At 51.3% G+C, this 25,864-nt stretch carries 26 protein-coding genes and 2 pseudogenes; 18 read left to right on the plus strand and 10 right to left on the minus strand.

Annotated features, from left to right (window positions below; all coding sequences use genetic code 11):
- The first annotated feature begins 42 nt into the window (after positions 1-42).
- The 6 genes from L462_RS21660 (at position 43) to L462_RS21640 (ending at position 5,445) form a co-directional block, all read left to right on the plus strand.
- The gene (locus L462_RS21660) at positions 43-510 is read left to right on the plus strand and encodes a glycine-rich domain-containing protein (RefSeq protein WP_050595729.1); all 468 of its coding nucleotides are present in this window, start codon (positions 43-45) and stop codon (positions 508-510) included.
- A complete protein-coding gene (locus tag L462_RS21655) occupies positions 485-1,789 on the plus strand; it encodes a hypothetical protein (protein ID WP_155964412.1) in 1,305 nt (434 codons plus the stop codon). Before L462_RS21660 ends, L462_RS21655 begins: the two co-directional genes overlap by 26 nt.
- Entirely contained in the window at positions 1,786-2,964 is a 1,179-nt protein-coding gene (locus L462_RS21650; RefSeq protein WP_032677638.1) for a cupin-like domain-containing protein, read from the plus strand. Before L462_RS21655 ends, L462_RS21650 begins: the two co-directional genes overlap by 4 nt.
- 375 nt (positions 2,965-3,339) lie before the next feature.
- The gene (locus tag L462_RS25450; RefSeq protein ID WP_255358169.1) at positions 3,340-3,468 is read left to right on the plus strand and encodes a hypothetical protein; all 129 of its coding nucleotides are present in this window, start codon (positions 3,340-3,342) and stop codon (positions 3,466-3,468) included.
- A 206-nt stretch (positions 3,469-3,674) separates the two neighbouring features.
- Positions 3,675-4,301 (plus strand): LysE family translocator, encoded by a 627-nt coding sequence (locus tag L462_RS21645; RefSeq protein WP_032677640.1) that lies wholly within the window; start codon positions 3,675-3,677, stop codon positions 4,299-4,301.
- Between the two features lie 241 nt (positions 4,302-4,542).
- Positions 4,543-5,445 carry a hypothetical protein gene (locus L462_RS21640; RefSeq protein ID WP_032677641.1) on the plus strand — a complete coding sequence of 301 codons (903 nt, stop codon included), beginning with the start codon at positions 4,543-4,545 and terminating at the stop codon, positions 5,443-5,445.
- 551 nt (positions 5,446-5,996) lie between these two features.
- Here L462_RS21640 and L462_RS21635 read toward each other — a convergent pair.
- Positions 5,997-6,617 (minus strand): LysE family translocator, encoded by a 621-nt coding sequence (locus L462_RS21635; RefSeq protein ID WP_032677642.1) that lies wholly within the window; start codon positions 6,615-6,617, stop codon positions 5,997-5,999.
- A 224-nt stretch (positions 6,618-6,841) separates the two neighbouring features.
- Here L462_RS21635 and L462_RS21630 point away from each other — a divergent pair, with 224 nt between their 5' ends.
- Together L462_RS21630 and map are read left to right on the plus strand one after the other, a co-directional pair.
- Positions 6,842-7,060 (plus strand): ParD-like family protein, encoded by a 219-nt coding sequence (locus tag L462_RS21630; RefSeq protein WP_032677643.1) that lies wholly within the window; start codon positions 6,842-6,844, stop codon positions 7,058-7,060.
- Entirely contained in the window at positions 7,041-7,829 is a 789-nt protein-coding gene (gene map / locus L462_RS21625; RefSeq protein WP_032677644.1) for a type I methionyl aminopeptidase, read from the plus strand. The genes L462_RS21630 and map overlap by 20 nt, the downstream gene beginning before the upstream one ends.
- A gap of 223 nt (positions 7,830-8,052) precedes the next feature.
- Here map and L462_RS21620 read toward each other — a convergent pair whose 3' ends face one another.
- Positions 8,053-8,928: an AraC family transcriptional regulator gene (locus L462_RS21620; RefSeq protein WP_020885047.1), complete on the minus strand. Its 876-nt coding sequence runs from the start codon at positions 8,926-8,928 to the stop codon at positions 8,053-8,055.
- A 258-nt stretch (positions 8,929-9,186) separates the two neighbouring features.
- On the minus strand, positions 9,187-9,969 hold the full coding sequence (locus L462_RS21615) for a DUF2971 domain-containing protein (RefSeq protein WP_032677645.1): 783 nt from the start codon (positions 9,967-9,969) through the stop codon (positions 9,187-9,189).
- Between the two features lie 256 nt (positions 9,970-10,225).
- On the opposite strand from L462_RS21615, the gene L462_RS21610 reads away from it, so the two are divergent.
- Complete coding sequence (locus L462_RS21610; RefSeq protein ID WP_032677646.1) at positions 10,226-11,014, plus strand: phosphotransferase family protein; 789 nt, start codon at positions 10,226-10,228, stop codon at positions 11,012-11,014.
- 86 nt (positions 11,015-11,100) lie between these two features.
- Here L462_RS21610 and L462_RS21605 read toward each other — a convergent pair whose 3' ends face one another.
- The 3 genes and pseudogenes from L462_RS21605 to L462_RS21600 all read right to left on the minus strand — a co-directional run bounded on the left by L462_RS21605 (position 11,101) and on the right by L462_RS21600 (position 12,784).
- Entirely contained in the window at positions 11,101-11,556 is a 456-nt protein-coding gene (locus L462_RS21605) for a hypothetical protein (protein WP_032677647.1), read from the minus strand.
- Between the two features lie 26 nt (positions 11,557-11,582).
- Positions 11,583-11,717 (minus strand): annotated as a pseudogene (locus L462_RS24090) (ash family protein); the annotation flags it as partial.
- 185 nt (positions 11,718-11,902) lie between these two features.
- Positions 11,903-12,784, minus strand: coding sequence for a LysR family transcriptional regulator (locus L462_RS21600; RefSeq protein WP_014169049.1), 882 nt, complete (start codon positions 12,782-12,784; stop codon positions 11,903-11,905).
- Positions 12,785-12,889: 105 nt separating this feature from the next.
- Between L462_RS21600 and budA the strand changes: the two genes are divergently transcribed.
- From budA to L462_RS21575, 5 genes are all read left to right on the plus strand, one after another.
- Positions 12,890-13,669, plus strand: coding sequence for an acetolactate decarboxylase (gene budA, locus L462_RS21595; RefSeq protein WP_155964469.1), 780 nt, complete (start codon positions 12,890-12,892; stop codon positions 13,667-13,669).
- Complete coding sequence (gene alsS / locus L462_RS21590; RefSeq protein ID WP_106503817.1) at positions 13,641-15,362, plus strand: acetolactate synthase AlsS; 1,722 nt, start codon at positions 13,641-13,643, stop codon at positions 15,360-15,362. The genes budA and alsS overlap by 29 nt, the downstream gene beginning before the upstream one ends.
- A gap of 20 nt (positions 15,363-15,382) precedes the next feature.
- Positions 15,383-16,153 carry a (S)-acetoin forming diacetyl reductase gene (locus tag L462_RS21585; protein WP_032677650.1) on the plus strand — a complete coding sequence of 257 codons (771 nt, stop codon included), beginning with the start codon at positions 15,383-15,385 and terminating at the stop codon, positions 16,151-16,153.
- Positions 16,154-16,284: 131 nt separating this feature from the next.
- Positions 16,285-16,758 (plus strand): cold-shock protein, encoded by a 474-nt coding sequence (locus tag L462_RS21580; RefSeq protein ID WP_014169053.1) that lies wholly within the window; start codon positions 16,285-16,287, stop codon positions 16,756-16,758.
- Positions 16,759-16,921: 163 nt separating this feature from the next.
- Complete coding sequence (locus L462_RS21575; protein WP_014169054.1) at positions 16,922-17,620, plus strand: GNAT family N-acetyltransferase; 699 nt, start codon at positions 16,922-16,924, stop codon at positions 17,618-17,620.
- A 46-nt stretch (positions 17,621-17,666) separates the two neighbouring features.
- On the opposite strand, the gene betA is transcribed toward L462_RS21575, so the two are convergent.
- From betA to betI, 3 genes are read right to left on the minus strand one after another with little or no spacing between them, the layout of a single operon-like run.
- The gene (gene betA, locus L462_RS21570) at positions 17,667-19,331 is read right to left on the minus strand and encodes a choline dehydrogenase (RefSeq protein WP_020885039.1); all 1,665 of its coding nucleotides are present in this window, start codon (positions 19,329-19,331) and stop codon (positions 17,667-17,669) included.
- Positions 19,332-19,344: 13 nt separating this feature from the next.
- The gene (gene betB / locus L462_RS21565) at positions 19,345-20,817 is read right to left on the minus strand and encodes a betaine-aldehyde dehydrogenase (RefSeq protein ID WP_032677651.1); all 1,473 of its coding nucleotides are present in this window, start codon (positions 20,815-20,817) and stop codon (positions 19,345-19,347) included.
- Between the two features lie 13 nt (positions 20,818-20,830).
- A complete protein-coding gene (gene betI, locus L462_RS21560) occupies positions 20,831-21,418 on the minus strand; it encodes a transcriptional regulator BetI (RefSeq protein ID WP_032677652.1) in 588 nt (195 codons plus the stop codon).
- Between the two features lie 128 nt (positions 21,419-21,546).
- On the opposite strand from betI, the gene betT reads away from it, so the two are divergent.
- The 4 genes and pseudogenes from betT (at position 21,547) to L462_RS21545 (ending at position 24,997) form a co-directional block, all read left to right on the plus strand.
- Positions 21,547-23,580, plus strand: coding sequence for a choline BCCT transporter BetT (gene betT, locus L462_RS21555; protein WP_014169058.1), 2,034 nt, complete (start codon positions 21,547-21,549; stop codon positions 23,578-23,580).
- Between the two features lie 206 nt (positions 23,581-23,786).
- Positions 23,787-24,279 (plus strand): annotated as a pseudogene (locus tag L462_RS0123285) (Hcp family type VI secretion system effector).
- Positions 24,276-24,755, plus strand: coding sequence for a DUF2778 domain-containing protein (locus tag L462_RS21550; protein WP_032677653.1), 480 nt, complete (start codon positions 24,276-24,278; stop codon positions 24,753-24,755). Before L462_RS0123285 ends, L462_RS21550 begins: the two are co-directional and overlap by 4 nt.
- The gene (locus tag L462_RS21545; RefSeq protein WP_032677654.1) at positions 24,755-24,997 is read left to right on the plus strand and encodes a hypothetical protein; all 243 of its coding nucleotides are present in this window, start codon (positions 24,755-24,757) and stop codon (positions 24,995-24,997) included. Before L462_RS21550 ends, L462_RS21545 begins: the two co-directional genes overlap by 1 nt.
- A gap of 64 nt (positions 24,998-25,061) precedes the next feature.
- On the opposite strand, the gene entD is transcribed toward L462_RS21545, so the two are convergent.
- Positions 25,062-25,748: an enterobactin synthase subunit EntD gene (entD, locus tag L462_RS21540; RefSeq protein WP_032677655.1), complete on the minus strand. Its 687-nt coding sequence runs from the start codon at positions 25,746-25,748 to the stop codon at positions 25,062-25,064.
- Positions 25,749-25,864 lie beyond the last annotated feature (116 nt).

Here is a 25,864-nt window from a genome sequence, read left to right on the forward strand (position 1 = left end):
ATCCACTCCCCCATTGCTCCCCCTCAAAAAGGAAGAATCATAATGATGGACGATATTGCTAAAACTTTGCCACATTCTATGGAAGTGTCGCTTACCGGGCGAGAACCCACTCTTGATGAAGCTGTAGAGTACATTGATAAAATTGACTTTTCTGAGTTGAAAAATAAGTTATCAAGATCAGATGAGCTAATTTCCCGAGTCTGGTCTGAGCAAGAGTTACAGATGACTGAACAATATTATAAAAACTTCCTGTATCTGAATAAAAAATACAATAATATTGTTAAAGTAATTGTCCCAAGCCTCGCCATAGATGAATTCTGGCATCATCATATCTTAGACACAAGGTCGTACATCAGAGACTGCAACAATATTTTTGGATACTATTTTCACCACTACCCATATTTTGGTATGCGGGGTGAGACAGATTATAAGAACTTAAAAAAAGCATTTGATGTTACACAACAAATATACGAGGCGGAATTTGGTGAAAAAATCATTGATATTTGGTGAGCCAGATTACTTTAAAAATATCAGATCTAGGATCATACCATTCATTACAAGCAGGGTGGTTCCCTTTGCAGGTTTTACACTAATCACCGTCATGATCGCCCGCCTCAACTATCCGGAGTTGGGAACTTTCACCTATCTTACTGCGATGTTTTCTCTTCCAGTAGTCCTGATGTCGATGCCATTAGCAATGGTTGGGAATTTCTCGGCAGCATCAAAAAAGACAGGTGAAAGCGGGAGCGAAATATTTTTGAGTGGTCTTCCGTTGGCTGTCATCCTGTCGGTTTCAGGAGGGTTCATTGCTGCATTCATGCTGTTTTACTTAGTCAACACGGTAGATCCAAATGTTGATTTGGCTGGGAGAATATATTGCTTTTGCGTTCCTTTCTTAATAATTAACACTTATTTATTCTATTACATAGAAAGCTATATAAGCAACAAGATAATGGCTAAAGTAAAGATTGCCAGTACTTTCATCAGTGCGGTTGCTATCTTATCCCTTTCGGTATTTGTGAATGAAATTGTTACTTGGCATGTTTTTTCCGTATTTTTGCTAATCGAGATTATTCTTTTTTGCCTATATGTATGGGTAACAGTCTCCCATTCAGATGCTAATCTAAGGCAGGGTATTGGTTTAAAAATTACAGAGGCCTCAAAAAAACTAATCGTTATCGGGTTGCCTGTTGCTCTGGGCCTGACGGGGCAAAAAGCGGTATACTTTCTTATCACTCAGCGCATCAACGATATAAACAGCAGCCTTGTGGCAGATTTGTCTGTAATGATGAGTATATCGGGAATTTTATCTCTGCCATTTGCCGCTTTTGCACAAATACATAGCTTGTTTGTTAGCGAAAATGATTTTAAGTTTCATTACCAGATTTACAAACAAGGGGTTGTTTGTGGTTGTATTGCTATCTTCAGCATACTGATACTGGGAGTAGGTAGTTATTATTTCTTACTGGAATTATATAATGCCGCACCTGATTTATATAGTATAAATTACTTTGTCAGTATTTCAGCTTTGTTTGTTGCGTCTTCTCTTATGCTTTTGTCCATGAGTCATCTGAGGGCGTTACATGACACACTCTATCCTCAGTCGATTGCAGTCTTAATTCTCCTGGCGGGGTTTATCCCGGTAATCTGGTTACATACATTTAAAAGCAATGCATTGTATAAAGTTATATATATACAGGCTGCATTTACAATGATAATTTTTGTTGCACTGAGTTTCAGGATTAAAACACAATTCAAATTCAGTAATGGAACTGAGGTTACACAATGAAGACCATTGATATGCAATTTAAGGAGTTAACAAAAGAGCTCCTTATGCTTCATACAAATAAAATGCGCAGTCCATGTGTATTTGTTAATATGGTTATAAATCAACGACTTGAGAATTGCAGCGTTGAAGAGATATTGTCTCTTCAACAAACACAATTTTTGTCTAGTAATCATAACGGATCGTACTGGGCCGATAAACCGCTCTACGCTGAAGTTCAGGGCAGGAAGAAAACACTGGACCTGGAGCGTATGTTTTTAAAGGATAGCGGTGACTACTATGTCACCTATTTTGTTCAGAGAACACTCCATCCAGCCGGATGGGAAACCATCCGGACTTGTGGAAATAATGTTTTCGATGATTATCTGGCAAGCAGAACCACCTTCAAAGATTATATGAAGGGAAGCGTGTTTCATAACCACTGGATTTCAAACGGTAACACTTTGAGTTCACTTCATGCAGATCCGGTCAATACTTTCTTTCTCCAGGTGCAGGGAACGAAAAGATTCAGATTGATTGAGGAGTCTTTATTATTGTGTAAATATGTTGATTTAAGACAGCCTCATAAACTTAAAATTAATTTTGATAAGCTAAAAAATTTAGGTGTTAAAAATGAAGAGTTCACTGTCACCCCTGGGATGGCCGTTTTCATGCCTTCTTGGTGTTTTCATGAAATAGAAAGTCAGGGGGCCGGGCTTAATATTTCGTTAACTTCGCATTATCCCCGTTCACGTTCAGCGTTCCTTCTTTCTCCTCTACAGGCCATCAATAAAGTAAGGCGTTTCTGGTATCCAAAATTTGTCCAAAAAAAAAGAATACAATTTCAGATTGAAAATCTTTCAGTGAATGCTGTACCCTTTTTTCCCTGGTTCTCCTCATTCGTATCAAATACTACTTTCTTAAATGACACCACCTACCAGCCTCAATATTATATATTGAACAGGAAAACAAAAAGGATCGTACCCGTCTTAAATATGGAATTGGTATCTGTACTTAAACAGATAAATGGCTTTGTTACAGTGCAGGATATTTCGAACATAACAGGTCTTGCTCAGGATACCGTAATCGATACTCTGGCCACACTTATTGAAGATGAGTTCATCCAGATACTTTTTGATTCGGAAGATAAGTATAATTATTTCTATCAAAGTATAGAGCCGAAAACATTATCTACCTGAAATAGGATAAGTGAAGGTCCTGTTCAGACCTTCATGTATGCCACAGGAGCCGCGTCCAAAGGATGGTTTCTATGTGCAACTGATAGCACACGGCCGGGGTTGCCTCCGGCCACAGCCCGTTCGCCGGGTTCTCATCAAAAAATCTAGCCGCTTTAAAACCGGTACGCTGATAAGGCTGCTGTCTCTCCAGCCTGCGGGTCTGTACTTAATGATCTTTTTTTTACATAAGTTTTGCCTTTATATCGTCGTGAGTGACGTTCTAATTTTTCTGTCACGACACGGCATAAACCTTTCTTCCGATCACGGGAGTTTTCGAATCTGCGGAGAAGAATAGAGAGATTGATTCAGAACAGGCACTAATTAAGGAGGATTATTATGATATCTGGATTATTCTCATTCAGGAATGAAAAGGTACTGATTATTGCCCTGAGCGGACAAGTTATCCTCACGGCCTATCAGCGACGAACCGGCACGCATCATTTTCACCCTGAACGTCCGTCCTGACCTTTGACAACGTGGCCGATGATTAAAGTCCCCTTTGTGCCAATAACTGACCTTGCTAATCTAAATGCTGTTTAAATTGTTAGCGAGATCTCAAGCGAATGACGGGCGTAAATCTTCAACAAGCGAGCCGTTAATTCCCACCTCCCAAACCATTCCTCACCGGCTTCTATTGCTGATATAGTGCAAGTTTTGGCGAGGATGATTTTATGTCTTTAACTGCCCTTATGGCTTTTGCCCTGATTATGTCTGCCGGTATCGTCACTCCAGGCCCGACTGTTCTACTTGCTCTTAATAATGCGGCTCGCTTTGGTATCAGGAAGGCGACATGGGGGATTATTGGCGCAGCAGCAGCGGATATCCTTCTGGTAGCGCTGGTCGGTTTAGGACTTGGCGTTGTTCTGGCTGCTTCAGAAACCCTTTTTGTCACCCTGAAGTGGGTTGGAGCTGCGTGGCTTGCTTTTATCGGCTTGCGAATGTTGCTTTCTTCGAACACTTCTTTGCCTGGAGGCATTGAGGAAACAACTCCGGCGCGTCATTCACTTTTTCTCAAAAGCTTCTTTGTCGCCATGAGCAATCCTAAATATTATATCTTCATGACCGCATTACTCCCTCAGTTCGTCAGTACGGCGCAACCAGCCTTGCCGCAGTATGTCAGCCTGGCGGCAGTGATAGTTTTAATCGATGTGGCGGTGATGCTGGGCTATGCGATCTTGGGTAAGAAATCCGTCAGCCTCTGGAGAGCTGGCGGTATTAAATGGATGAACCGTATCAGCGGGTCGTTTCTGTTAATTCTCGCTGGTTCGGTTGCTTTGTATCGTAAAAGCAGCACATAAGTTTCCCTGGAGATGTAAAGCAGCTATCAGGCGGCTTTTTTCCGTCCCATGTCCGCTTCTTGCTCAAAGCGGACCCTTCCATCTCCACCTGCCTTTTGCTTTGAACGCCGGAGCCTCAACAATTTCTCTGCCCGGCCCGGTGCAGAGAGAAAAGACGTCATCAACCTCATGCTATCTTTCTATAAAACAGGTATCCCAGTGGTAATTGGGGCTGCCCCGTTGAAATAAAAGGAACAAGTTAATGCTTGATTATATGCTTGAGCAGTTCAGCAGGCTGCCTGTTGACTCTTGGTTACTCAGGAACGGCCTGAAAGACTATATTGATGAACAGCTGCTCTGGTGTGAGGACAGCAATTTTTCATCAAATTTCCCTTTCCGGGAAACCGGTCTGCCTCAGGATTTTTTTCTTCAGAAAATCATTTCCTGCGACGGTAATGACTACCTCACCGGACCCAGATACAGAGGCGGCGATTTGAAGAAGCCGTTCATTGATCTGGTCGCCAGCTCTGCTCCTCTGACCCGGAGGGCAATGGCCTCAATACTGGACGTATGGCATCCCATGGGCGCACGTTCAGTCCGCGTTCTCCGACCCGTGTCTGAGGATACGCGCGGTTGTGCCGATCAGTTTTTCTATGTCGGCGGCAGCATGGATGAAAAAAAAGAAGCTGTAATCAGCGGCCATACTGTCCGCATTGAGCGTGCCTGCCAGCCGTCAGTTGAGTGGTGCCTTCAGGCTCTGGAACTTGCCTATGCCGAGACGTATTCCCGCTATCCTTTCCTGAAGGATAAGGTGGTTCCTGCAGATGAAGAAGACATTCGCGATGCCATTAAGGACGGAAACCTGTTCATCATAGTTTATGAGGGGTCGCGTGCCGGTTTTATCATCTGTGATAACGCGCGCCGGGCTTTTATATCCGGACAGTGGATCACCGAGGAGATCGTTATTCCGCGCTTTCGCGGAAAGCATGTTGCGGGTTCCGCTCAACAGGCCTTACTTTCTTTTCTCAGCACGCCCCGCACACCGGCATCGCTATGGGGAACCATCGAAAGCAGTAACCTGCCTTCAATACGCGCCGCTGAGCATGCCGGGAGAAAGCGGGTGATGGAGTATGCTTTTCCGTATGGGGAAGATGTGCATGATTAAGAGCTACCGGCAGCTTACGCTGTGTCTTTTCATACTGTTGTCCACATTCGGCTTCTGCCTTTATCTGGGTTTTTTTTCCTTCTGTCTGGTTAAAATAAAAACCGACCCGCTTGTTATTTCAGTGCTGACAGGTTCAACTGCGCTGGCGGCGTGACCGCCACCTTGTGATCCACCCTGTCAGCTGCATACAGACCGCCTTCCCGGCGGTTTTTTTATGCCTTTTCTGCGGTAACAAGACAGGGCGGAAGTCTGCCTGCCCCGTGGCTCAGCATCCGACTTCGGGAGTTTTCGGATCTGTGCAGAAGAGGAGAGAGATTGATGCAGGACAGGCACTAATTAAGGAGGATTATTGTGATTAGGGGATTATTGTCTTTCAGGAAGGAAAAGGTACTGATTATTGCACCGAGCAGACAAGTCATTCTGACGGTCTATCAGCGACGAAGCGGCACGCATCATTTTTCACCCTGAACATCCGTCCTGACCTTTGACAACGTGGCCGATGATTAAAGTCCGCTTAGTGCCAGAAGCGGACATTGCCAGCCAGCCCAAGGCTATCTCGTGCTAATAGCAAGTTTAGCCGCGAAGCATAAAAATAAGCCCCCTGTTGCTCTGTCCATCATTCGGACAACGCGACTTTTCTTCAGTACGGCTGATGCAAAATGCGTGGATAAAATGAGAGTGACTGACCATATAGTCCCAATCGCTACGTGGATGCTGACCAGGATAAAAGTCCATATTAAAGGTGAGTGACCGGCAGGTACGAACTGCGGCAAAAAAGAGACATAAAAAATGCCCATTTTGGGATTGAGCACATTCCCCAGCATTCCTCTGATAAACCAGTTCCCTTGAGAAACGTTGTTGTCATCACCATCACTGAAAGATGATCGAGGACGTATCAGCAGTTGTAAGCCCAGCCAGCTCAGGTAGACCGCGCCACAAACTTTGAGCACAGTGTAAGCCATCTCTGAAACCGCCAGAAGAGCACCAAGACCTAACGCAACCAGCGCGCCCCATACAAAACAGCCAGCATCAATGCCAAGCGCAGCGTGAAAAGCCTTTTTACCGCCCTCAGCACAAGCGGTGCGCAGAATAAGTGCCGTATCAAGACCGGGGGTCAGGGTAAGTAACAGTGCTGCGAGAGAGAATGCGAAGAGGGAATCGTTAACAGTCATTTTCTTTGTCCGAAAGAGCAGATGCTAATCATTTAGCTCCCTACAATCAATCCATTAAATATTGTTTTTAAAGGTCTGCTCTTCGCTCAAAGCGGACTTTCAGCTCACTTAGCCTGCCCGCTTTGCGCCCGAAGCAGACCTTTATTCGTACGGCAAAAATCTCCGTGACAACGGTCTATGAAACATATACGTTATATATATGTTCTATGACAGAGTATATGCTTATGGGTATTGTCAAAATTTCAGATTTGCTGCATGAAGACGTGCGGGATGCAAGCAGAGCGATGTCACGTTCAGTGAATGCACAAGCCGAATACTGGATCCGCCTCGGTATGATGAGTGAGCTTTACCCGGAACTTAACTATCAACAAATTAAAATGATGATGCTGAAATCAGGTTCTGACCGTTTAATGGAGGTTATCAATGCCATCAATTCCCATTAAAACCGCAGATGAACTTGCCCGCCAGCGTCATGCAGGAGCGTTGCTGGCCTCCGTATTTGAGATGCTGGACACGTTTATTGTTCCGGGAGTCTCAACTCTGGACATCAATGATCGCGTAGAAGCTTTTATTGTCAATGAGTTGCAGTCAAGACCTGCCAGTAAAGGACAATATAATTACCCTTACGTCCTGAATACTTCTGTGAATGAAGTGGTTTGTCACGGAGTTCCTAAAGCCAACGAATACCTGAAAGCCGGCGCTATAGTTAATGTCGATATCACCCTGGAGAAAGGGGGCCTGATTGCCGACTCCAGCAAAATGTATCTGATTGGTGACGTCTCTCCGCTGGCTCGCCGGTTGGTGGATATAAGCCAGGAAGCCATGTGGCTGGGCATAAAAATGGTAAAACCGGGTGCAACACTGGGAGACATCGGGCATGCCATCCAGACGCATGCTGAGTCCAACGGCTATAGCATTGTCAGGGAATACTGCGGGCACGGTATCGGCAAAGAAATGCATGAAGAACCGCAGGTGCTGCACTATGGTAAACCTGGTACAGGCGAAGTGTTACAGGCAGGAATGGTTTTTACCATCGAACCGATGGTAAATCAGGGAAGCAGTAAAATAAAAACCAAAAAAGACGGCTGGACAGTGGTCACCCGGGATAAAAAACTCTCGGCCCAGTGGGAACACACGGTCGCTGTGACCAATGACGGTTTTGAAGTTTTAACACTTCGTAAAGATGAAATCATTCCAGAAAACATGGTTTGACTCCGGTGATTACTCAGCAAAAAAAAGCTTTCACGCATCTTCAACTGTGTGCTTGATTCCCGTATCCAGCCTGGCATCTTTTACAGGGGACGTCCGCTTATCGCTCACAGCGGACCTTCTGCTCCGTTAGTTTGGTCGCTTTGTGCCAGGAGCGGACGTTGCAAATATCACGGTTTTAATCGATGGGGAGCAGATCAACGATGAACAATAACCCTGAATCAGCTCATTTTAACGGCAAATATATATCCGTGAGTAATTCATGTTCTGCTACCTCATGCACAAAGTTGTGGTAATGAAAGAAAAGCGGGAAGTCGCGAAGTTCCTCTCCGCTCTCTGGCAACCAGTCACGATACAGAGACTTAGCCAACCCGGTTAACGCATCATGCGATCCCTGATGACGTAACACCGCACAGCGACCAGCCGGAATGTCACTATTTATCACCCCGAAGCGATTGTCTTCAATAATGGGTGACGTGACGGTTCCGCAAATATGGAACTCAAATTCATCCGGCGGCGTTAAGGTTGGATCGTGTGGTGCAATACCGTATGTCTGGCTACTGGCAACCGGTGAAAAACCCGTGGTTTTTCGCCATTCAATAAAGCGAGCCGCCGTTTCGTTTATTCGCTCCGGTTGTCCATAATGTGTCAGCATTGCGACTGACGTCGCGGGGAAAGTAATGATCCTGACCTGGCTTTGCATGGTTTGTCTCCTGGCTTTGTAAGGTTCGGATATGCGCTTATGCCAATCCACCCAGGGGGGCTGCTGGCGGAATTGCGTCGGTGATAGACCGAACATTTGTCTGAAAGCACGGCTAAATGATTCAGAATGCTGGAAACCGGCGTCGTACGCGATATCAGTGATTTTCTCTAACGGATTAAAAGCCAGTCGATAAGATGCGCGTTTTAAGCGCATCATCTGGATGTAACGGCCAGGTGGCATCCCACAATAACTACAAAACTGACGATGGAAATGAAATGGCGAGAAGTGAGCCACTTCACTCAGTTTTTCCAGTAATAAAGCGTCATCGAGATGGTGGTCAATATAATCAAAGACCTGTTTAAAGCGTCTGGCGTAACTATCAGTTTTATTATCACACATGACTTCCTCCGTGCTGCTTAATATGCTCGAAGGCGATTCAGTTTGCCTGACCGATCTTGCTCAATGACGTACAAAGGAGAGCATTTCCAGGTGGCTATCTTTCGAACCTTTGACTTGCTCCCCATTGCTCAAGACTCTCGATGTCAATATGCATGCAGAACTTCCACTGTTCGCTCATTGCGGACCTTAGGGGACTTCAGGAAGTCCGCTCCATGCCGGGAGCTTACATTGTTGATATGGTAATCGCCGCGGATAATCTCAACCGCCTATGTGGTTACGTTCCATCGCTCTTAAAACCTTCTCTGCAGAATCAAATATATCCATTCTCTGCATATCATGCGGGTATTTGGTGTATTCATAACTTTCTAAGGCGAGATCCCATGTACTTTTCTTAAATTCACACTGATATAACTGCACTGTCTTGTTCAAAATCAATGCTTCTAATGTACTGTTATTTCTAATTATTTCATCAACCTTCTTGTTGTTTATCCCAATATAGATACCTGTTATTGATTTTAGATCAATTATTTTATCAATTAAAACCGTGCCTTGTTTTTGTAATGCGTCTGTCTTTTTTATTATTCTGATTTCTTCTTCATATTTCCAATGCAGTGATTTAGTAAGCAATAATTTACTAATTATATCAGTATTATAGATATTTTCTTGACTGATTTTTAGTTTGCTTTTCATTCGGCTCTCTAAATAAAAAATTTCACCTTTCGGAGCTGTAATCAGGCATTTTGCTTCATCATCAAATCCTGCTTTCTCAGTGTCGATTGCTACAACAAAGCCCTGATGCTTATCAGCATAATGTGACCACATCAATACGTTGAGTGGATTTTTAGAAAGGCATAAACAGGCAAGGTTTTGATTGATCTCATACCTCATAGTCAATGATTCAATTGATTCATCATCAAGTGCATATCCATAACTTTCGAACGGATCATTAAACTCACTGTGAGGGGTGAATTTTATAGAAATGTAGCCATCTTTGAAGAATCGATCTAATGATGCATTGTCTATGTATTTGTACAAAATCATAAAATACTCAGAATTATCTATAGGTGTTATCAGTGTACAGCCTTTCGACAGGGTAGGGGTAAGTATCCCGCTTAACCAGCAAGTGCATACCCTGGATCACCTAATAGCATAACTTTCAGGGTATGAAAGTCTATACCTCGCTCAAAACGGACCTTCCCACAACCCGCAACACCGCGCGTAAAACGCAATTCCCCTGATCCCTCCGCATCACACTACACTTATCCCTTAAAGCCAAACCTGACACAGGGAGTCATGTATGTCTGCGGAGAATTTATCCCAAATGGGTGCGGCAAAAGTGCAGCGCTTGGTGGATCAATATGGTCAGCAAGTCATAGATAAATGCCCTGTTAGCCCTGTGGAATACGCTTTCTACGAGCATGCGGCGGAAGAGCTCAACAGCAGGGGGATCAAAACGCCGACGCTGTTGTCTGCCGATCCACATCTACGCCGGTTAAGGCTGGAATATATCCCTGGAAAAGTGTCTCAGGATGAGGTGTCGGGGGATGACATATTGAAATGCCTTTCTCATCTTCATCGCACTCCACCGGACCCAACCTGGGTGTATCACCCTCATTCCTGGTCCGAGAAAGCGCTTGAAAAATCATTGGCGCTTTTGAAATTACCGGACCGCGCGGCCCACCAGATGTGCTGTTTTCAGCAAGCGGGCAGCATTTTGTTTCGGCAGAAATGTTTAATCTCAGGGGATACCAATGCCGGTAACTGGGGGAGGAGAGAAAACGGAGAGTGGGTTCTCTTTGACTGGGAAAGGTTTGGCACGGGCAGTCCGGCTATCGACCTCGCCCCGCTGATAAAGGGGATGGGCTCCAGGCAAAGCATTTTACAGCTTGCGGAGCGTTACAGCGTGCATTATCCGCATATGCCTGCCCGACACTTAGCGATGGAAATAACCCTTGCTAAAGCATGGATTGTGTCAGAGGTGGTGTCCCTGCTCTATGACCGGAACAAAACAGATTTTGAGCTGTACCTGAACTGGTACAGAGAAACGCTTCCCGGCTGGCTGGACGAGGCTATCTCAGTACTTTAACCCTTCGTCTGCATGGGTTTTTTATATTATTAAGGCCGAAATTCTGGCTCACAGACCAGCTGGATTTCGGCCCTTACGCACTGGCCTTAGTGTGCCGTGATATACGGCTCTTTCACGAACTCCGCCAGCAGCCAGACCATATCATGTAGCAGACCGGTCAGCTCTTTTGCCACGTTTGCAGGCAATGTTCCGCCCATTACCGCCTGCGTTAACGCCAGCGCATAGTCCACCTGGAGCGACGTATCCTGCCAGCAGTCCGGAACGCAGGAGACAATCTTCTCTCCTGCAATCAGCTGTTCGACCAGATAAGGCGGGAGGGCAGAATCACAACGCGCGCGAAGGCGTTTAAGGACTGCCAGCAAACGCGTGCACAGTGTTGCATGGGTGACCGCATCGTCGGTTTCTACCAGCACGCTTACATACGCGGTGCAGGCATCGGCCAGTTCGAAGAGATCTGCAGATTCAGGCAGTTGTAGATGAATCAGATGGTGAATAGCGCTTTCTTCAGAGAGCGCGTAAGACAGGGAAGGGATAGTAGCCATATGGCATCCTCTTTATGCAAAAATTATTAACCGCCCGGTGAGTTCCTACGCTCTTGGGGGGTAGCGCTGACGGAGGTAGGAATACCGTGCATAAAGAAAAACGGCCAGCCTTTCGGCTGCTCCGCCAGCGCCACCGTGATTTTAACGGTATATGCGCTGTCGCGACAAAAAAAATCGCTTTATGCCAACGGGTTCCTACGCCCGGTTGCGGATGTGCCGCAACGAAGGCACTTTACGGCCAGGAGGAGAGTAAGAAAAGCAGTAACCCTGAATTACACAAGGTTACTTGCAGGTTTGCGAGGCGGCTTCCAGAAAGGCCTTAGCGGGCGCAAGCAGCGCCGCGCCATTACCCTTCACTCAGCATCGCCAGAAACCGTTTCACCGTCCGCGAACGTTCAAAACGCCGCCAGCACAGCGCGATATCGGTATAAAGCTCCGGTGATGTCAGCGCGTGGTAGGTCACATTGGGGGGCGAAATGGCGGCCATCGACTTCGGCACCAGGGCGAACCCGCCGCCAGCGGACACCATGCTCAGGGAAGAGGAAAGTTGCGAAGACTGCAGCGTGTGCTGCACGTCAATTCCGGCCCGCTCGCAGCAGCCGTAAACGCGATCGTACAGCCCTGGCGCGACCTCCTGCGGGAACAAAACGACCGGCGTATCCCGAAGTTGCTCCAGCGCCAGCGATCCACACTTCGCCAGTGGATGGTCGCGATGCAGCGCCACAACCATCGGCTCACGGTCGAGAATTTTTAGCTCAAACGCTTTGCTGCTCTCACACGGCAGACGCACAAACGCGATATCCAGCTCACCCTCCGCCAGCATCGCCGTCAGCGAAGACATATTGGCTTCCACCTGGTGCACTCTCACCGCCATGTTCTGCAGCTGATACTGGCGAATAAGGGTGAAGATTTTGGGGTGAAAGGCGTCTGAACTGGTGATCCCAATCGACAGACTGCCGTTCAGCCCGCGGGCAATGCCCCGGGCTTTCTCCAGCGCGGCGTCGCTCAGCGCCAGGATCTTACAGGCGTCCTCATAGAAGGCTTCTCCCGCTTCAGTCAGCTCCACGCCTCGCGTCAGGCGTCTGAATAACGGCGTGCCCACTTCTTCCTCGAGCCGTTTAATCTGCTGACTCAGAGGAGGCTGTGAAATACCCAGCGCTTTGGCCGCTTTGGTGAAGTGTCGCTCACGTGCAACGGCGACAAAATACCGCAGATAACGAAGTTCCATATCAAAAACGTCTCAAACCAGCATGGATTCTATATTGGAACTCTATGCTGAATCGGGTCAACATTTATTTAACCTTTCTAAATAAAGTTGAAGAGGACGAGCATGATGGTGCATTCATCTGCATGCGACTGTGAGGCCAGTTTGTGCGAGACCCTGCGTGGGTTTTCTGCCCAGCATCCTGACAGCGTGATCTATCAGACATCGCTAATGAGCGCCCTGTTAAGCGGCGTGTACGAGGGGGATACCACTATCGCCGATCTGCTTGCGCACGGCGATTTTGGTCTGGGTACGTTCAACGAGCTGGATGGCGAAATGATTGCCTTCAGCAGCCAGGTGTATCAGCTGCGCGCCGACGGGAGTGCCCGTGCCGCGAAGCCGGAGCAAAAAACACCGTTTGCGGTGATGACCTGGTTCCAGCCGCAGTATCGCAAAACCTTCGATACGCCGGTCAGCCGTCAGCAGATCCACGACGTGATCGACCAGCAAATCCCCTCCGATAACCTGTTCTGTGCGTTACGCATCGACGGTAATTTCCGCCACGCCCACACCCGTACCGTTCCGCGTCAAAAGCCGCCATACCGTGCCATGACCGACGTGCTGGACGACCAGCCGGTGTTCCGCTTTAACCAGCGAGAAGGGGTACTGGTCGGGTTCCGCACGCCGCAGCATATGCAGGGCATTAACGTCGCGGGATATCACGAACATTTTATCACCGACGATCGTCAGGGCGGCGGGCATCTGCTCGACTACCAGCTGGAGAGCGGCGTGCTGACCTTCGGTGAAATTCACAAACTGATGATCGACCTGCCTGCCGACAGCGCATTTTTACAGGCCAACCTTCACCCCAGCAACCTTGATGCTGCAATCCGTTCCGTCGAAAACTAACAGGAGAACCACCGTGAACAGTGATAAACAGGCACGTCAGTGGGCGCATGGCGCCGATATGGTCGTAGGCCAGCTGGAAGCGCAGGGCGTGAAGCAGGTTTTCGGTATTCCGGGTGCAAAAATCGACAAAGTGTTTGATTCCTTGCTCGATTCCTCCATCGAAATCATTCCCGTGCGCCACGAAGCGAACGCGGCGTTTATGGCCGCAGCGGTAGGGCGCCTCACCGGCAAGGCCGGTGTTGCGCTGGTCACCTCCGGACCGGGCTGCTCGAACCTGATCACCGGGATTGCCACCGCCAACAGTGAGGGCGACCCGGTGGTCGCGCTGGGCGGTGCCGTGAAGCGGGCAGATAAAGCGAAGCTGGTGCATCAGAGCATGGACACAGTCGCCATGTTCAGCCCGGTGACGAAGTACGCCGTGGAGGTAAGTTCACCGGATGCGATTGCGGAAGTGGTCTCGAACGCGTTTCGCGCTGCCGAGCACGGCAGGCCTGGAGGCGCGTTCGTCAGCCTGCCGCAGGATATTGTCGACCAGCCCGCCACGGGCGCGATTTTGCCGGGCAGCAGTACTGCCAAAATGGGGCCGGCACCGGAGTCCGCCATTAACGATGTGGCGAAGCTTATCGAAAAAGCCAAGAATCCGGTCATTTTACTGGGCCTGATGGCCAGCCAGCCTGCCAACAGCGCCGCGCTGCGTAAGCTGCTGGAGAAAAGCCGCATCCCGGTCACCAGTACCTATCAGGCGGCCGGGGCGGTGAATCAGGAACATTTCACCCGCTTTGCCGGACGTGTCGGCCTCTTTAACAACCAGGCAGGCGACAGATTGCTGCATCTGGCGGATCTGATTATCTGCATCGGTTACAGCCCAGTGGAATACGAACCGTCCATGTGGAACAGCGGCGACGCCACGCTGGTGCATATCGATGTGCTGCCCGCCTATGAAGAACGCAATTATGTGCCTGACCTCGAGCTGGTGGGGGACATCGCCGAAACGCTGAACCTGCTCGCCAGCCGGATCGCCCACAAGCTGGAGCTCAGCCCGCGCGCGTCAGAAATCCTGGTCGATCGTCAGCATCAACGGGATCTGCTCGATCGCCGTGGCGCCTCGCTCAATCAGTTTGCCCTGCATCCGCTGCGCATCGTGCGGGCCATGCAGGACATCGTCAATAATGACGTTACGCTCACCGTTGATATGGGGAGCTTCCACATCTGGATCGCCCGCTATCTCTATAGCTTCCGCGCACGTCAGGTCATGATCTCTAACGGTCAGCAGACCATGGGCGTTGCACTGCCGTGGGCGATTGGTGCGTGGCTGGTCAATCCTGGACGCAAGGTGGTCTCGGTGTCCGGTGACGGCGGCTTCCTGCAGTCGAGCATGGAGCTGGAAACCGCCGTGCGTCTTAACGCCAATGTGCTGCACATCATCTGGGTAGACAACGCCTACAACATGGTGGCGATCCAGGAAGAGAAAAAATACCAGCGCCTTTCCGGCGTAGAGTTCGGCCCGGTCGATTTCAAAGTCTATGCCGATGCCTTCGGGGCGAAAGGCTTTGCCGTCGAGAGCGCGGATGCGCTGGAGCCTACGCTGCGTGCTGCAATGGATGTCGATGGCCCGGCCGTGGTCGCCATTCCCGTCGACTATAGCGATAACCCGCTGCTGATGGGCCAGCTCCATCTCAGCCAGATTTTGTGAATCAATATAAGGACAGAGAAATGCAAAAAGTTGCTCTCGTAACAGGCTCAGGCCAGGGGATTGGTAAAGCGATTGCGCTTCGCCTGGTGAAAGACGGCTTTGCCGTCGCCATCGCGGATTACAACGAAGAGACGGCAAAAGCCGTTGCCGATGAGATCACTCGCAATGGGGGGAAGGCCGTCGCCGTGAAGGTGGATGTCTCCAGCCGCGAGCAGGTGTTTGCAGCGGTGGAAAAAGCCCGCACTGCGCTGGGCGGTTTCAACGTGATCGTCAACAATGCCGGGGTCGCGCCTTCCACGCCAATTGAGTCGATCACCCCGGAAATTGTCGACAAAGTTTACAACATCAACGTGAAAGGGGTTATCTGGGGTATCCAGGCCGCCATTGACGCCTTCCGTAAAGAAGGGCACGGCGGCAAGATCATCAACGCCTGTTCCCAGGCAGGCCATACCGGGAACCCTGAACTGGCGGTCTACAGTTCCAGTAAGTTTGCGGTACGCGGGTTAACCCAGACGGCGGCACGTGACCTTGCGCCATTAGGGATCACCGTTAACGCTTACTGCCCGGGCATCGTCAAAACGCCGATGTGGGCGGAAATTGACCGCCAGGTCTCCGAAGCGGCGGGTAAACCGCTCGGCTACGGCACTGAAACGTTTGCCAAACGCATTACGCTTGGCAGATTGTCCGAACCCGAAGATGTGGCCGCCTGCGTCTCTTATCTCGCCGGGCCAGATTCCGACTACATGACCGGTCAGTCCCTGTTGATTGACGGTGGTATGGTGTTCAACTAAATACTAATAAGCTCTGACATGAGTTTTCCCCTGCCCCCGTGCAGGGGCTTTTTTTTGTCTCCTCAGCCATTGTGGATTACACTGCGCGCTGCAAAACTTTAGTCTTAGAGATCTGACAGGCGGTAACAGCGATGAACGGTACAATCACAACGTGGTTTAAAGATAAAGGCTTTGGATTTATCAAAGATGAAAACGGTGACAACCGCTATTTTCATGTGATTAAGGTCGCCAACCCTGATCTGATTAAGAAAGACGCAGCGGTGACCTTCGAGCCCACAACCAACAACAAAGGCCTTTCCGCCTATGCGGTGAAGGTGATCCCGGAAAGCAAACACCTCTATATCGCAGGCGAGCGCGTGAAGCTCACTTCGATCAAATCGTTTGTGGTGTTTAGCGAAGAAGAGCCAGCAGATACCGGTATCGATAAAGAGAACGCGGTACTGTCCGTGGGGCTGCTGATGAACAACATCAAACCCAAGTCTGACAAAAAACCGGGTGAAATGCGCACGGTGAAGAAGCTGGCTATCACCACCTTCCAGAATACGACGATGATCTTCACGGAAGATGAGATCGACATCGACGCTACGGTGAAGCTGCTGAAATAATGTTTTGTCGGGTAGGGCGACGTCTTACCCGGCGTACCGCTGTCATCCTGGCGTGCAAACGCCACTCCCTCCCGTTTTCCCCAGCAGGCAATACGCCGCGTCTCTTTTCGTCCGCTTTTTAACCTGCTATAACAAAACCCTTATCCTTCCGGGAGTCAACGCCGTGCCCGAGCTTAATCAACATGGTCAAACTGTTAACGATATCGTCCCCGACTGGAAATGCGCCCGTGCGTTAACCCGCACTCCGCTCGTCGGTCAGTATTGTCGTCTGGAGCCGCTGGATGCCGAACGCCACGCCGCGGATTTGTATGAGGCCTATGCGCTGGGGGACGACAGCGACTGGACGTGGCTTGTCAGCACCCAGCCCGTGAGCGTTGAAGACACCGCGGAATGGGTCCTTGGCAAAGTACTGGATGATGAACTGGTGCCGTACGCCGTCATCGATTTACGTACCGGGCAAGCGGTGGGGCTGGTGAGCTATATGGCAATAGAGCGCATGCAAGGGTCGGTGGAGATCGGCCACGTCACCTGGTCACGCAAGATGAAAGGCTCCCGCCTCGGCACGGAAACCGTATGGCTGTTGCTCAGGAATGCATTCGAGCATGGCTATCGTCGGCTGGAGTGGAAGTGCGATTCAATGAACACTGCCTCGCGTAATGCGGCGGAAAGGCTGGGGTTTGTCTGGGAAGGCCGGCTGCGTCAGAAGCTGGTGCGCAAAGGGCGCAACCGCGACAGCGACATGCTGTCAATCATTGATGGCGAATGGCCACAGCGGGATGCCGAACTCCGCGCCTGGCTGGCTGAAGCGAATTTTGACGGGGAAGGGCGGCAGCGTAAAAAGCTGGAGGCGTTTCGTCTGTAAAATATGCCCCTCACCCGTTGGGAGAGGGGCTGCTTTGCAAACTGCGTTACAGGCGAACCGGTGCACCGTTGGCGACATAATATGCCGCGGTACTCTTCGCCAGCGGCTCGCGCCCGCGAATGGCATCGGCAATTTTCTCGCCAATCATGATGGTGGTGGCGTTCAGGTTGCCGGTGATGATCTGCGGCATAATGGACGCATCCACCACGCGCAATCCTTCCAGCCCATGAACGCGACCTTCGCCGTCGACCACGGCCATTTCGTCATACCCCATCTTACAGGTGCCGCACGGGTGGAAGGCGGTTTCAGCGTGGTTACGCACAAACTCGTCCAGCTGTTCGTCGGTCTGGCACTCAATGCCCGGGCTGATTTCCCGTCCACGGTATTTATCCAGCGCCGGCTGGTGCATGATCTCACGGGTGATGCGGATCGCATCGCGAAACTCCTGCCAGTCCTGTTCGTGGGACATATAGTTGAACAGGATTGCCGGATGCTGATGCGGATCGCGTGATTTAATCCGTACATGCCCGCGGCTTGGTGAGCGCATGGAGCCAACGTGACACTGGAAACCGTGCTCTTTGACCGCGTTCGACCCGTTGTAGTTAATGGCGACCGGCAGGAAGTGGTACTGAATATTCGGCCATTCAAACTCTTCGCGGCTGCGGATAAACCCGCCCGCTTCGAAGTGGTTGCTCGCTCCCACGCCGGTGCCGCCAAACAGCCACTCCGCGCCAATCTTCGGCTGGTTCCACCACTGCAGGGCAGGGTAGAGAGAGACCGGCTCTTTGCACTCGTACTGCAGGTACATCTCTAAGTGATCCTGCAGGTTTTCACCCACACCCGGGAGGTCATGTACCAGCGGGATGTCAAACTGCTTCAGCAGTTCCGCGTTACCCACGCCGGAGCGCTGCAGGATCTGCGGAGAGGCAATCGCCCCGGCGCACAGCAGCACCTCTTTGCTGGCCGTCGCTTTTGACGGAATCGTGCTCTCGCCTTCCAGCCACTCGACGCCTGTCGCGCGTTTGCCGTCAAAAATAATGTGATCGGTCATGGCATGGGTGCGAATGGTCAGATTCGGGCGTGATTTCGCCTGATCCAGATAGCCGCGTGCGGTACTGGCGCGACGGCCCTGCGGCGTCACGGTTCTGTCCATCGGGCCGAAGCCTTCCTGCTGATAGCCGTTAAGATCGTCAGTACGCGGGTAGCCCGCCTGCACACCGGCTTCTACCATCGCTTCAAACAGCGGGTTTACGCCGGGTTTAGAGGTGGTCACGCTCACCGGGCCGTCGCCGCCGTGGTAGTCGTTTGGCCCCACGTCACGGGTCTCAGCCTTACGGTAGTAGGGCAGGCAGTTGAGATAGCTCCAGTGTTCCAGACCCGGCTCAGTTGCCCAGTTGTCCAGATCCATCGCGTTACCGCGGATGTAGCACATGCCGTTGATCAGGGATGAGCCGCCCAGCCCTTTGCCGCGACCGCACTCCATACGGCGGTTGTTCATGTGCGGCTCGGGCTCGGTTTCATACGCCCAGTTGTAACGCTTGCCCTGCAAGGGAAACGCCAGCGCGGCAGGCATCTGGGTGCGGAAGTCAAAACGGTAATCCGGGCCGCCCGCTTCTAGCAGCAGAACGGTGGTATTGGGATCTTCCGTCAGTCGTGTTGCCAGTACGTTGCCGGCAGAGCCGGCACCAATAATGATGTAGTCAAATTGCAAAAAAACCTCCCGGTTAAAATATGGACTGGAATTTACCCATCTCAACCTGGATGGACTTCACCTGGGTATAACTCTGGAGCGTCATTACGCCATTCTCGCGGCCAATGCCGGAGTGTTTGTAGCCACCAACCGGCATCTCTGCCGCGGATTCACCCCAGGTGTTGATCCAGCAGATACCCGCTTCAAGCTGGTGGATCGCGCTGTGCGCGCGGTTCAGGTCGGCAGTCACGATGCCCGCCGCCAGACCGTAATCGGTGTCGTTGGCGCGACGAATCACCTCTTCGTCGGTTTCGTACGTGAGGATGGACATCACCGGCCCGAAGATCTCTTCGCGCACGATGGTCATCTCATCGGTGCAGTCGGTGAACACGGTGGGAGCCACCCACGCGCCGTTGTCAAAGCCTTCGCCTTTCAGCACGTCGCCACCGCACAGTACACGCGCGCCTTCTTCTTTGCCTTTGGCGATATAGCGCAGCACGTTTTCGCGGTGCGGGAAGCTAACCAGTGGGCCAAAGTTGGTGCGTTCATCGAACAGATCGCCCGCGCGAATACGTGCCACGCGGTCAACAATTTTCTGCTCAAACGCTGCTTTGAATTTCGCCGGCACGAACACGCGGGTGCCGTTGGTGCATACCTGGCCGGAACTGAAGAAGTTGGCCATCATGGCGATGTCCGCCGCGAGATCCAGGTCGGCATCGTCGAAAATAACCAGCGGGGATTTCCCGCCCAACTCCATCGTCACCTCTTTCAGGGACGAGGCCGCCGAATTGGCCATCACTTTTTTGCCGCTGGCAACGCCGCCGGTGAAGGAGACTTTGGCGATGCCCGGGTGCTCGGTCAGGAACTGACCGGTTTCTGCGCCCACGCCCGGCAGAACGTTAAACACGCCGTCCGGCAGACCCGCTTCGGTGTAGATTTCGGCAAGCTTCAGGGCGGTGAGGGGCGTCACTTCGCTCGGTTTGAAGATCATCGCGTTACCTGCGGCCAGCGCTGGCGCGGATTTCCACAGGGCGATCTGGATCGGGTAGTTCCACGCGCCAATGCCCGCGACCACGCCCAGCGGTTCACGACGGGTGTAGACAAATGAGGTATCGCGCAGGGGGATCTGGCTGCCTTCCAGCGCCGGGATCAGCCCTGCGTAGTACTCCAGCACGTCCGCGCCGGTGACGATATCAACGGTGCTGGTTTCTGAGTACGCTTTGCCGGTGTCGAGGGTTTCCAGCTTCGCCAGCTCGTCGTTACGCTCACGAAGAATGTCTACCGCACGGCGCAGAATGCGCGAGCGCTCCATGGCGGTCATCGCCGCCCAGATTTTTTGCCCGCGCTGCGCGCTTTCTACGGCGCGATCGACATCCTCGCGTCCGGCGGCCTGAACGGTCGCCAGGACTTCACCGTTGGCCGGGTTGATGGTCTCGAAGGTGCGACCGCTGGTGGCCGATGTATAACCACCATTGATATAAAGCTGCTGTTCTGCCATTCGGGACATAAATTCTCCTCGGTTAATCGGTCGGTAAATGCTGGCTAATAAAGTGGCTGGTGAGCGACTGGGCCAGGGTTTTATCCAGCGGTTTGCCACTCAGCGCGGCGCGCAGCCACAGCCCGTCAATCAGCGCCGCGAGCCCGTAACCCGCCTCCTGCGCCTGTTCGCGCGGCAGCTCGCGGCGGAACTCATACACCAGGTTCGACAGCAGACGGCGGCTGCTCACCTGCTGCAGACGGTAGAGCATTGGCTGATGCATGCTGCTCGCCCAGAAGGCCAGCCAGGCTTTCATTGCCGCGCCGCTGATCTGGGTTTCATCAAAATTGCCGCCGACAATCGCCTGCAGACGCTGCTCTGCGCAGCCGTGCGGTAAGGCATGCAAGCGGTTCAATACCGCGTCGCGCAGCTGGCCGGTGATGTCGCGCATGGTCGCTTCCAGCAGGCCATTTTTGTCCTTGAAATAGTGACTGATGATCCCCGTGGAAACGCCCGCCCGACGGGCGATCTGCGCGATGGTCGCGTCATGCATTCCCACTTCATTTATTGCTTCCAGCGTGGCGTCGATAAGTTGCCTGCGCCGGATTGGCTGCATCCCCACTTTGGGCATTTTTGCCACTCCATTCATCAGCGTTGGTTAACCATTAAAGCGGTTTTTGATTGGACGTTCAATATAAAATGTGTCTTAATTGTTGCGGTTTTGGATTTCAATAGTTACAAAAACAGTGGGGATACTGGATGACAGATCTTTCGCAAGACAGAGAAAAGGACAAAATCAATCCGGTTGTTTTTTATACATCCGCAGGACTGATTTTGTTGTTTTCCCTGATGACGATCTTCTTTAGCGATTTTTCTGCCGAGTGGATTGGGCGCACCCTGAACTGGGTGTCGAAGACCTTCGGCTGGTACTACTTGCTGGCGGCGACGCTCTATATCGTCTTCGTCGTCTGCATCGCCTGCTCGCGCTTTGGCTCGGTAAAGCTCGGGCCGGAACAGTCAAAACCCGAGTTCAGCCTGCTGAGCTGGGCCGCGATGCTGTTTGCCGCGGGCATTGGTATTGACCTGATGTTCTTCTCCGTGGCGGAACCGGTCACGCAATATATGCAGCCACCGGAAGGGGCGGGGCAGACGATGGAGGCCGCGCGACAGGCAATGGTCTGGACATTGTTCCACTACGGCTTAACCGGCTGGTCGATGTATGCCCTGATGGGTATGGCGCTTGGATACTTTAGCTATCGTTATAATTTACCCCTCACGATCCGCTCCGCGCTCTATCCGATTTTCGGTAAAAAAATTAACGGACCGATTGGACACACCGTGGATATCGCGGCGGTGATTGGCACCATCTTTGGGATCGCCACCACGCTCGGTATCGGCGTGGTGCAGCTCAACTACGGTCTGAGCGTGCTGTTTGATATCCCGGATTCCATGGCGGCCAAAGCGGCGCTGATCGCGCTGTCGGTGATTATCGCCACCATTTCGGTTACCTCCGGCGTGGACAAGGGCATTCGCGTGCTTTCTGAGCTGAACGTCGCGCTGGCGCTGGGGCTGATCCTGTTCGTGCTGTTTATGGGCGATACGTCATTCCTGCTCAATGCGTTAGTACTGAACGTGGGTGATTACGTGAACCGCTTTATGGGTATGACGCTGAACAGCTTCGCCTTTGACCGCCCGGTCGAGTGGATGAACAACTGGACGCTGTTCTTCTGGGCGTGGTGGGTCGCGTGGTCGCCGTTTGTTGGCCTGTTCCTGGCGCGTATTTCGCGTGGACGCACCATTCGTCAGTTTGTGATGGGCACGCTGATTATCCCGTTCACCTTTACGCTGCTGTGGCTGTCGGTGTTCGGCAACAGCGCGCTGCACGAGATCATTCACGGCAATGCGACGTTTGCGCAGGAAGCGATGGTGCATCCGGAGCGGGGGTTCTACAGCCTGCTGGCACAGTATCCGGCGTTTACCTTTAGCGCCTCTGTTGCGACCATTACCGGCCTGCTGTTTTACGTCACCTCGGCGGATTCCGGCGCGCTGGTGCTGGGGAACTTCACCTCGAAGCTCAAGGACATCAACAGCGATGCTCCCAACTGGCTGCGCATCTTCTGGTCTGTCGCCATTGGCCTGCTGACCCTGGGCATGCTGATGACCAACGGTATTTCTGCCCTGCAGAACACCACGGTGATCATGGGTCTGCCGTTCAGTTTCGTGATCTTCTTCGTGATGGCCGGGCTGTATAAATCTCTCAAGGTGGAAGATTACCGCCGCGTCAGCGCCAGCCGCGACACCGCGCCACGCCCGATGGGTGCGCAGGACAGACTGAGCTGGAAAAAGCGGTTGTCACGCCTGATGAACTATCCGGGCACGCGCTACACCAAACAGATGATGGAAACGGTCTGCTTCCCGGCGATGGAAGAGGTGGCGCAGGAGCTGAAGCTGCGTGGTGCGTATGTTGAACTGAAAAACCTGCCGCCGGATGACGGTGAGACTCTGGGACACCTGGACCTGCTGGTGCATATGGGCGATGAACAAAACTTTGTCTACCAGATTTGGCCACAGCAGTATTCGGTGCCCGGGTTTACCTATCGCGCACGCAGTGGGAAATCAACGTATTACCGCCTTGAGACGTTCCTGCTGGAAGGGAGCCAGGGGAATGACCTGATGGATTACAGTAAGGAACAGGTAATTACGGACATACTGGATCAGTATGAGCGACACCTGAACTTTATTCACCTCCATCGCGAGGCGCCGGGGAATAGCGTGATGTTCCCGGATGTTTGAGCACTGAATTGAATAAAACCGCGGGGCCAGTTCTGGCCCCGTTCTACGACTGCTTATCCTTTACGACTCAGTAGCACTGCTATTTGCCCATTCTTTTTTTATATTTATCTGCCTTATCTGTTTTTATCAGTCTTTCCTTAAGCACAAATGCATTAATTCAAAAAGCGATTTACGATCATACTGCTGGTTTTTATAAGGAGATAAAAATGGCGATTCCAGCTTACTTGTGGCTTAAAGATGATGGCGGTGCGGATATTAACGGCTCTGTAGATATAATGAACCGAGAAGGTAGTATTGAAATCCTCAGTTTTTGGACATGGGTTACATATCCCTACTGATGGCAATACTGGGAAATTGACAGGTACACGTATTCATTCTCCATTAACCATTGAAAAAGAATTTGATTCTTCATCTCCCTATCTTTACCGCGCGGTAGCGACGGGACAAACGTTAAAATCGGCAGAAATAAAGTGGTATCGCATTAATGATGCAGGAATGGAGGTGGAATACTTTAACATGTTACTGGAAAGCGTAAAGGTTGTAGGTATTACGCCTGTAATGCATAACATAAAAAATCCATCGATGGAGAAGCATAATCATCTTGAATCAGTTGAGCTCCGCTACGAAAAAATTACGTGGAAATATTGTGACGGGAATATTCAATTTTCAGACGGCTGGAATATGAGGGTTACTGCGTGATAATCGCCAGATATGCTCTCAATGGTTTGCCGACATCTATACTTACCGTGGCGGGGATAGGGAATTTCCCAGCATTCTCAGGCCAGATGTATGGGCGCAATAATGTGACAATGTCCAGCCGAAAAGATATCGGTCCAATCCCTCCCGGGCGATATTTTATCGTCAATCGTCAAAGTGGAGGCAGACTAGGTGCTATAACAGATTTCGGATTAAAGAATTTCTATGGCACCGATCGTTCCGTTTGGTTTGCCTTGTATAAAGAAGATTGGCAAATAGACGATTCTGTTTTCGTTGAAGGTGTTAAGCGTGGCGCGTTTCGATTGCATCCTGTCGGCCCGCGCGGCTTGAGTGAAGGGTGCATAACCCTTTGTCAGCAGTCTGATTTCGACTATTTAAAAGAGGCGTTGATGAATACAACGATGATGCCTGTGCCATGTTCAAGTTTCAAAGCCTTCGGAACAATAACGGTGACCTGATGAGAATTTTCACCGGTTTTTTCCTGTTTTGCATACAAATTGTATTTTGGTTTTTTGTTTGCGGCCTGGTATGGGCAGCCTTTTTTCCACTGGACAACATTCAACGTCTGGCAAACGTGTTTAGTATTTACGGCATAGAGGGTGTGCATGATTTTGCTTCGATTCTTGCTCTGTCCGTCTCGGCCATCGGTGCCACTGGGATAACAGTCATTTGCATGAGGCTTTTATTCAGTAAGACGTAACACCCTGCCTTATCTACGCTGCACCTGGGGCAAGGATTGAAAAGACTGCAGTCTGGCGTATTGTTCAACGCCGTGATGATGACTTGCGCGAAGCGGCGGGAAAAGGCGGAAGCAGTGTGATCTGCGTGTTGCCGTCACGCAGCCAAAACAGCGTGAAGGCATCATCTTGCGAAAACCCCGCCAGCGGGCGGGTCAGCGCCAGCGTCAGGGTATTCTCGTCGAGCGCCGTGACGCGGGCACAATCAAAGCCCATCATCGCGTTAACCAGTGAAAACAGCGCCTTAAAGAGGCTCTCTTTGGCGCTAAACGTCAGCGTCAGCGCCTGCGCAAATGGCAGGCCGGTGTGGCGCAACAGCGTGTCCTCTGCGGGGCCAATAATCCCGTCTTTGATCTCCACAGCTTCGTCATCAGCGAGGATAATTTCCCCGTCGATACCCGTTAGCCCGTGCGGCGTTACAACGGCCAGCGCACGACTGGCCGTATGGCTGATGCTGCCCGTCATGCCGTCAGGCCACAGCGGCTCGCCGCTGCTGCCGATAGCCGGTATGGCCGTAGAGCCATATTCCTGCAGGGCGTGGGCGGCGGCGAGGCGTCCGGCCAGGTGTTCAGCTTTACGTTTGGGGGCAGCGTGAGCAAGCGCGTTGTGGTGAGGAAGCCAGAGGAGGTCGCCGTCGGTAAAGGTAGTGGGATCGAAGGTAATTTGATGGACCGTGGTTCCGGCAAGACGAAATGTGGAGTGGGTGGTGCGCATGTTTTCTCGTCCTGACGTTGAGGAATAGTGCGGCCTGATGCCTTCACCCCGATCCTCTCCTGCCGGGAGAGGAAGACATTCAGCCCCTCTCCCGGCAGGAGAGGGGAGACACAGCC

Source organism: Enterobacter sp. BIDMC 26 (genome assembly GCF_000534435.1).
GTDB classification, from domain to species: domain Bacteria; phylum Pseudomonadota; class Gammaproteobacteria; order Enterobacterales; family Enterobacteriaceae; genus Enterobacter; species Enterobacter ludwigii.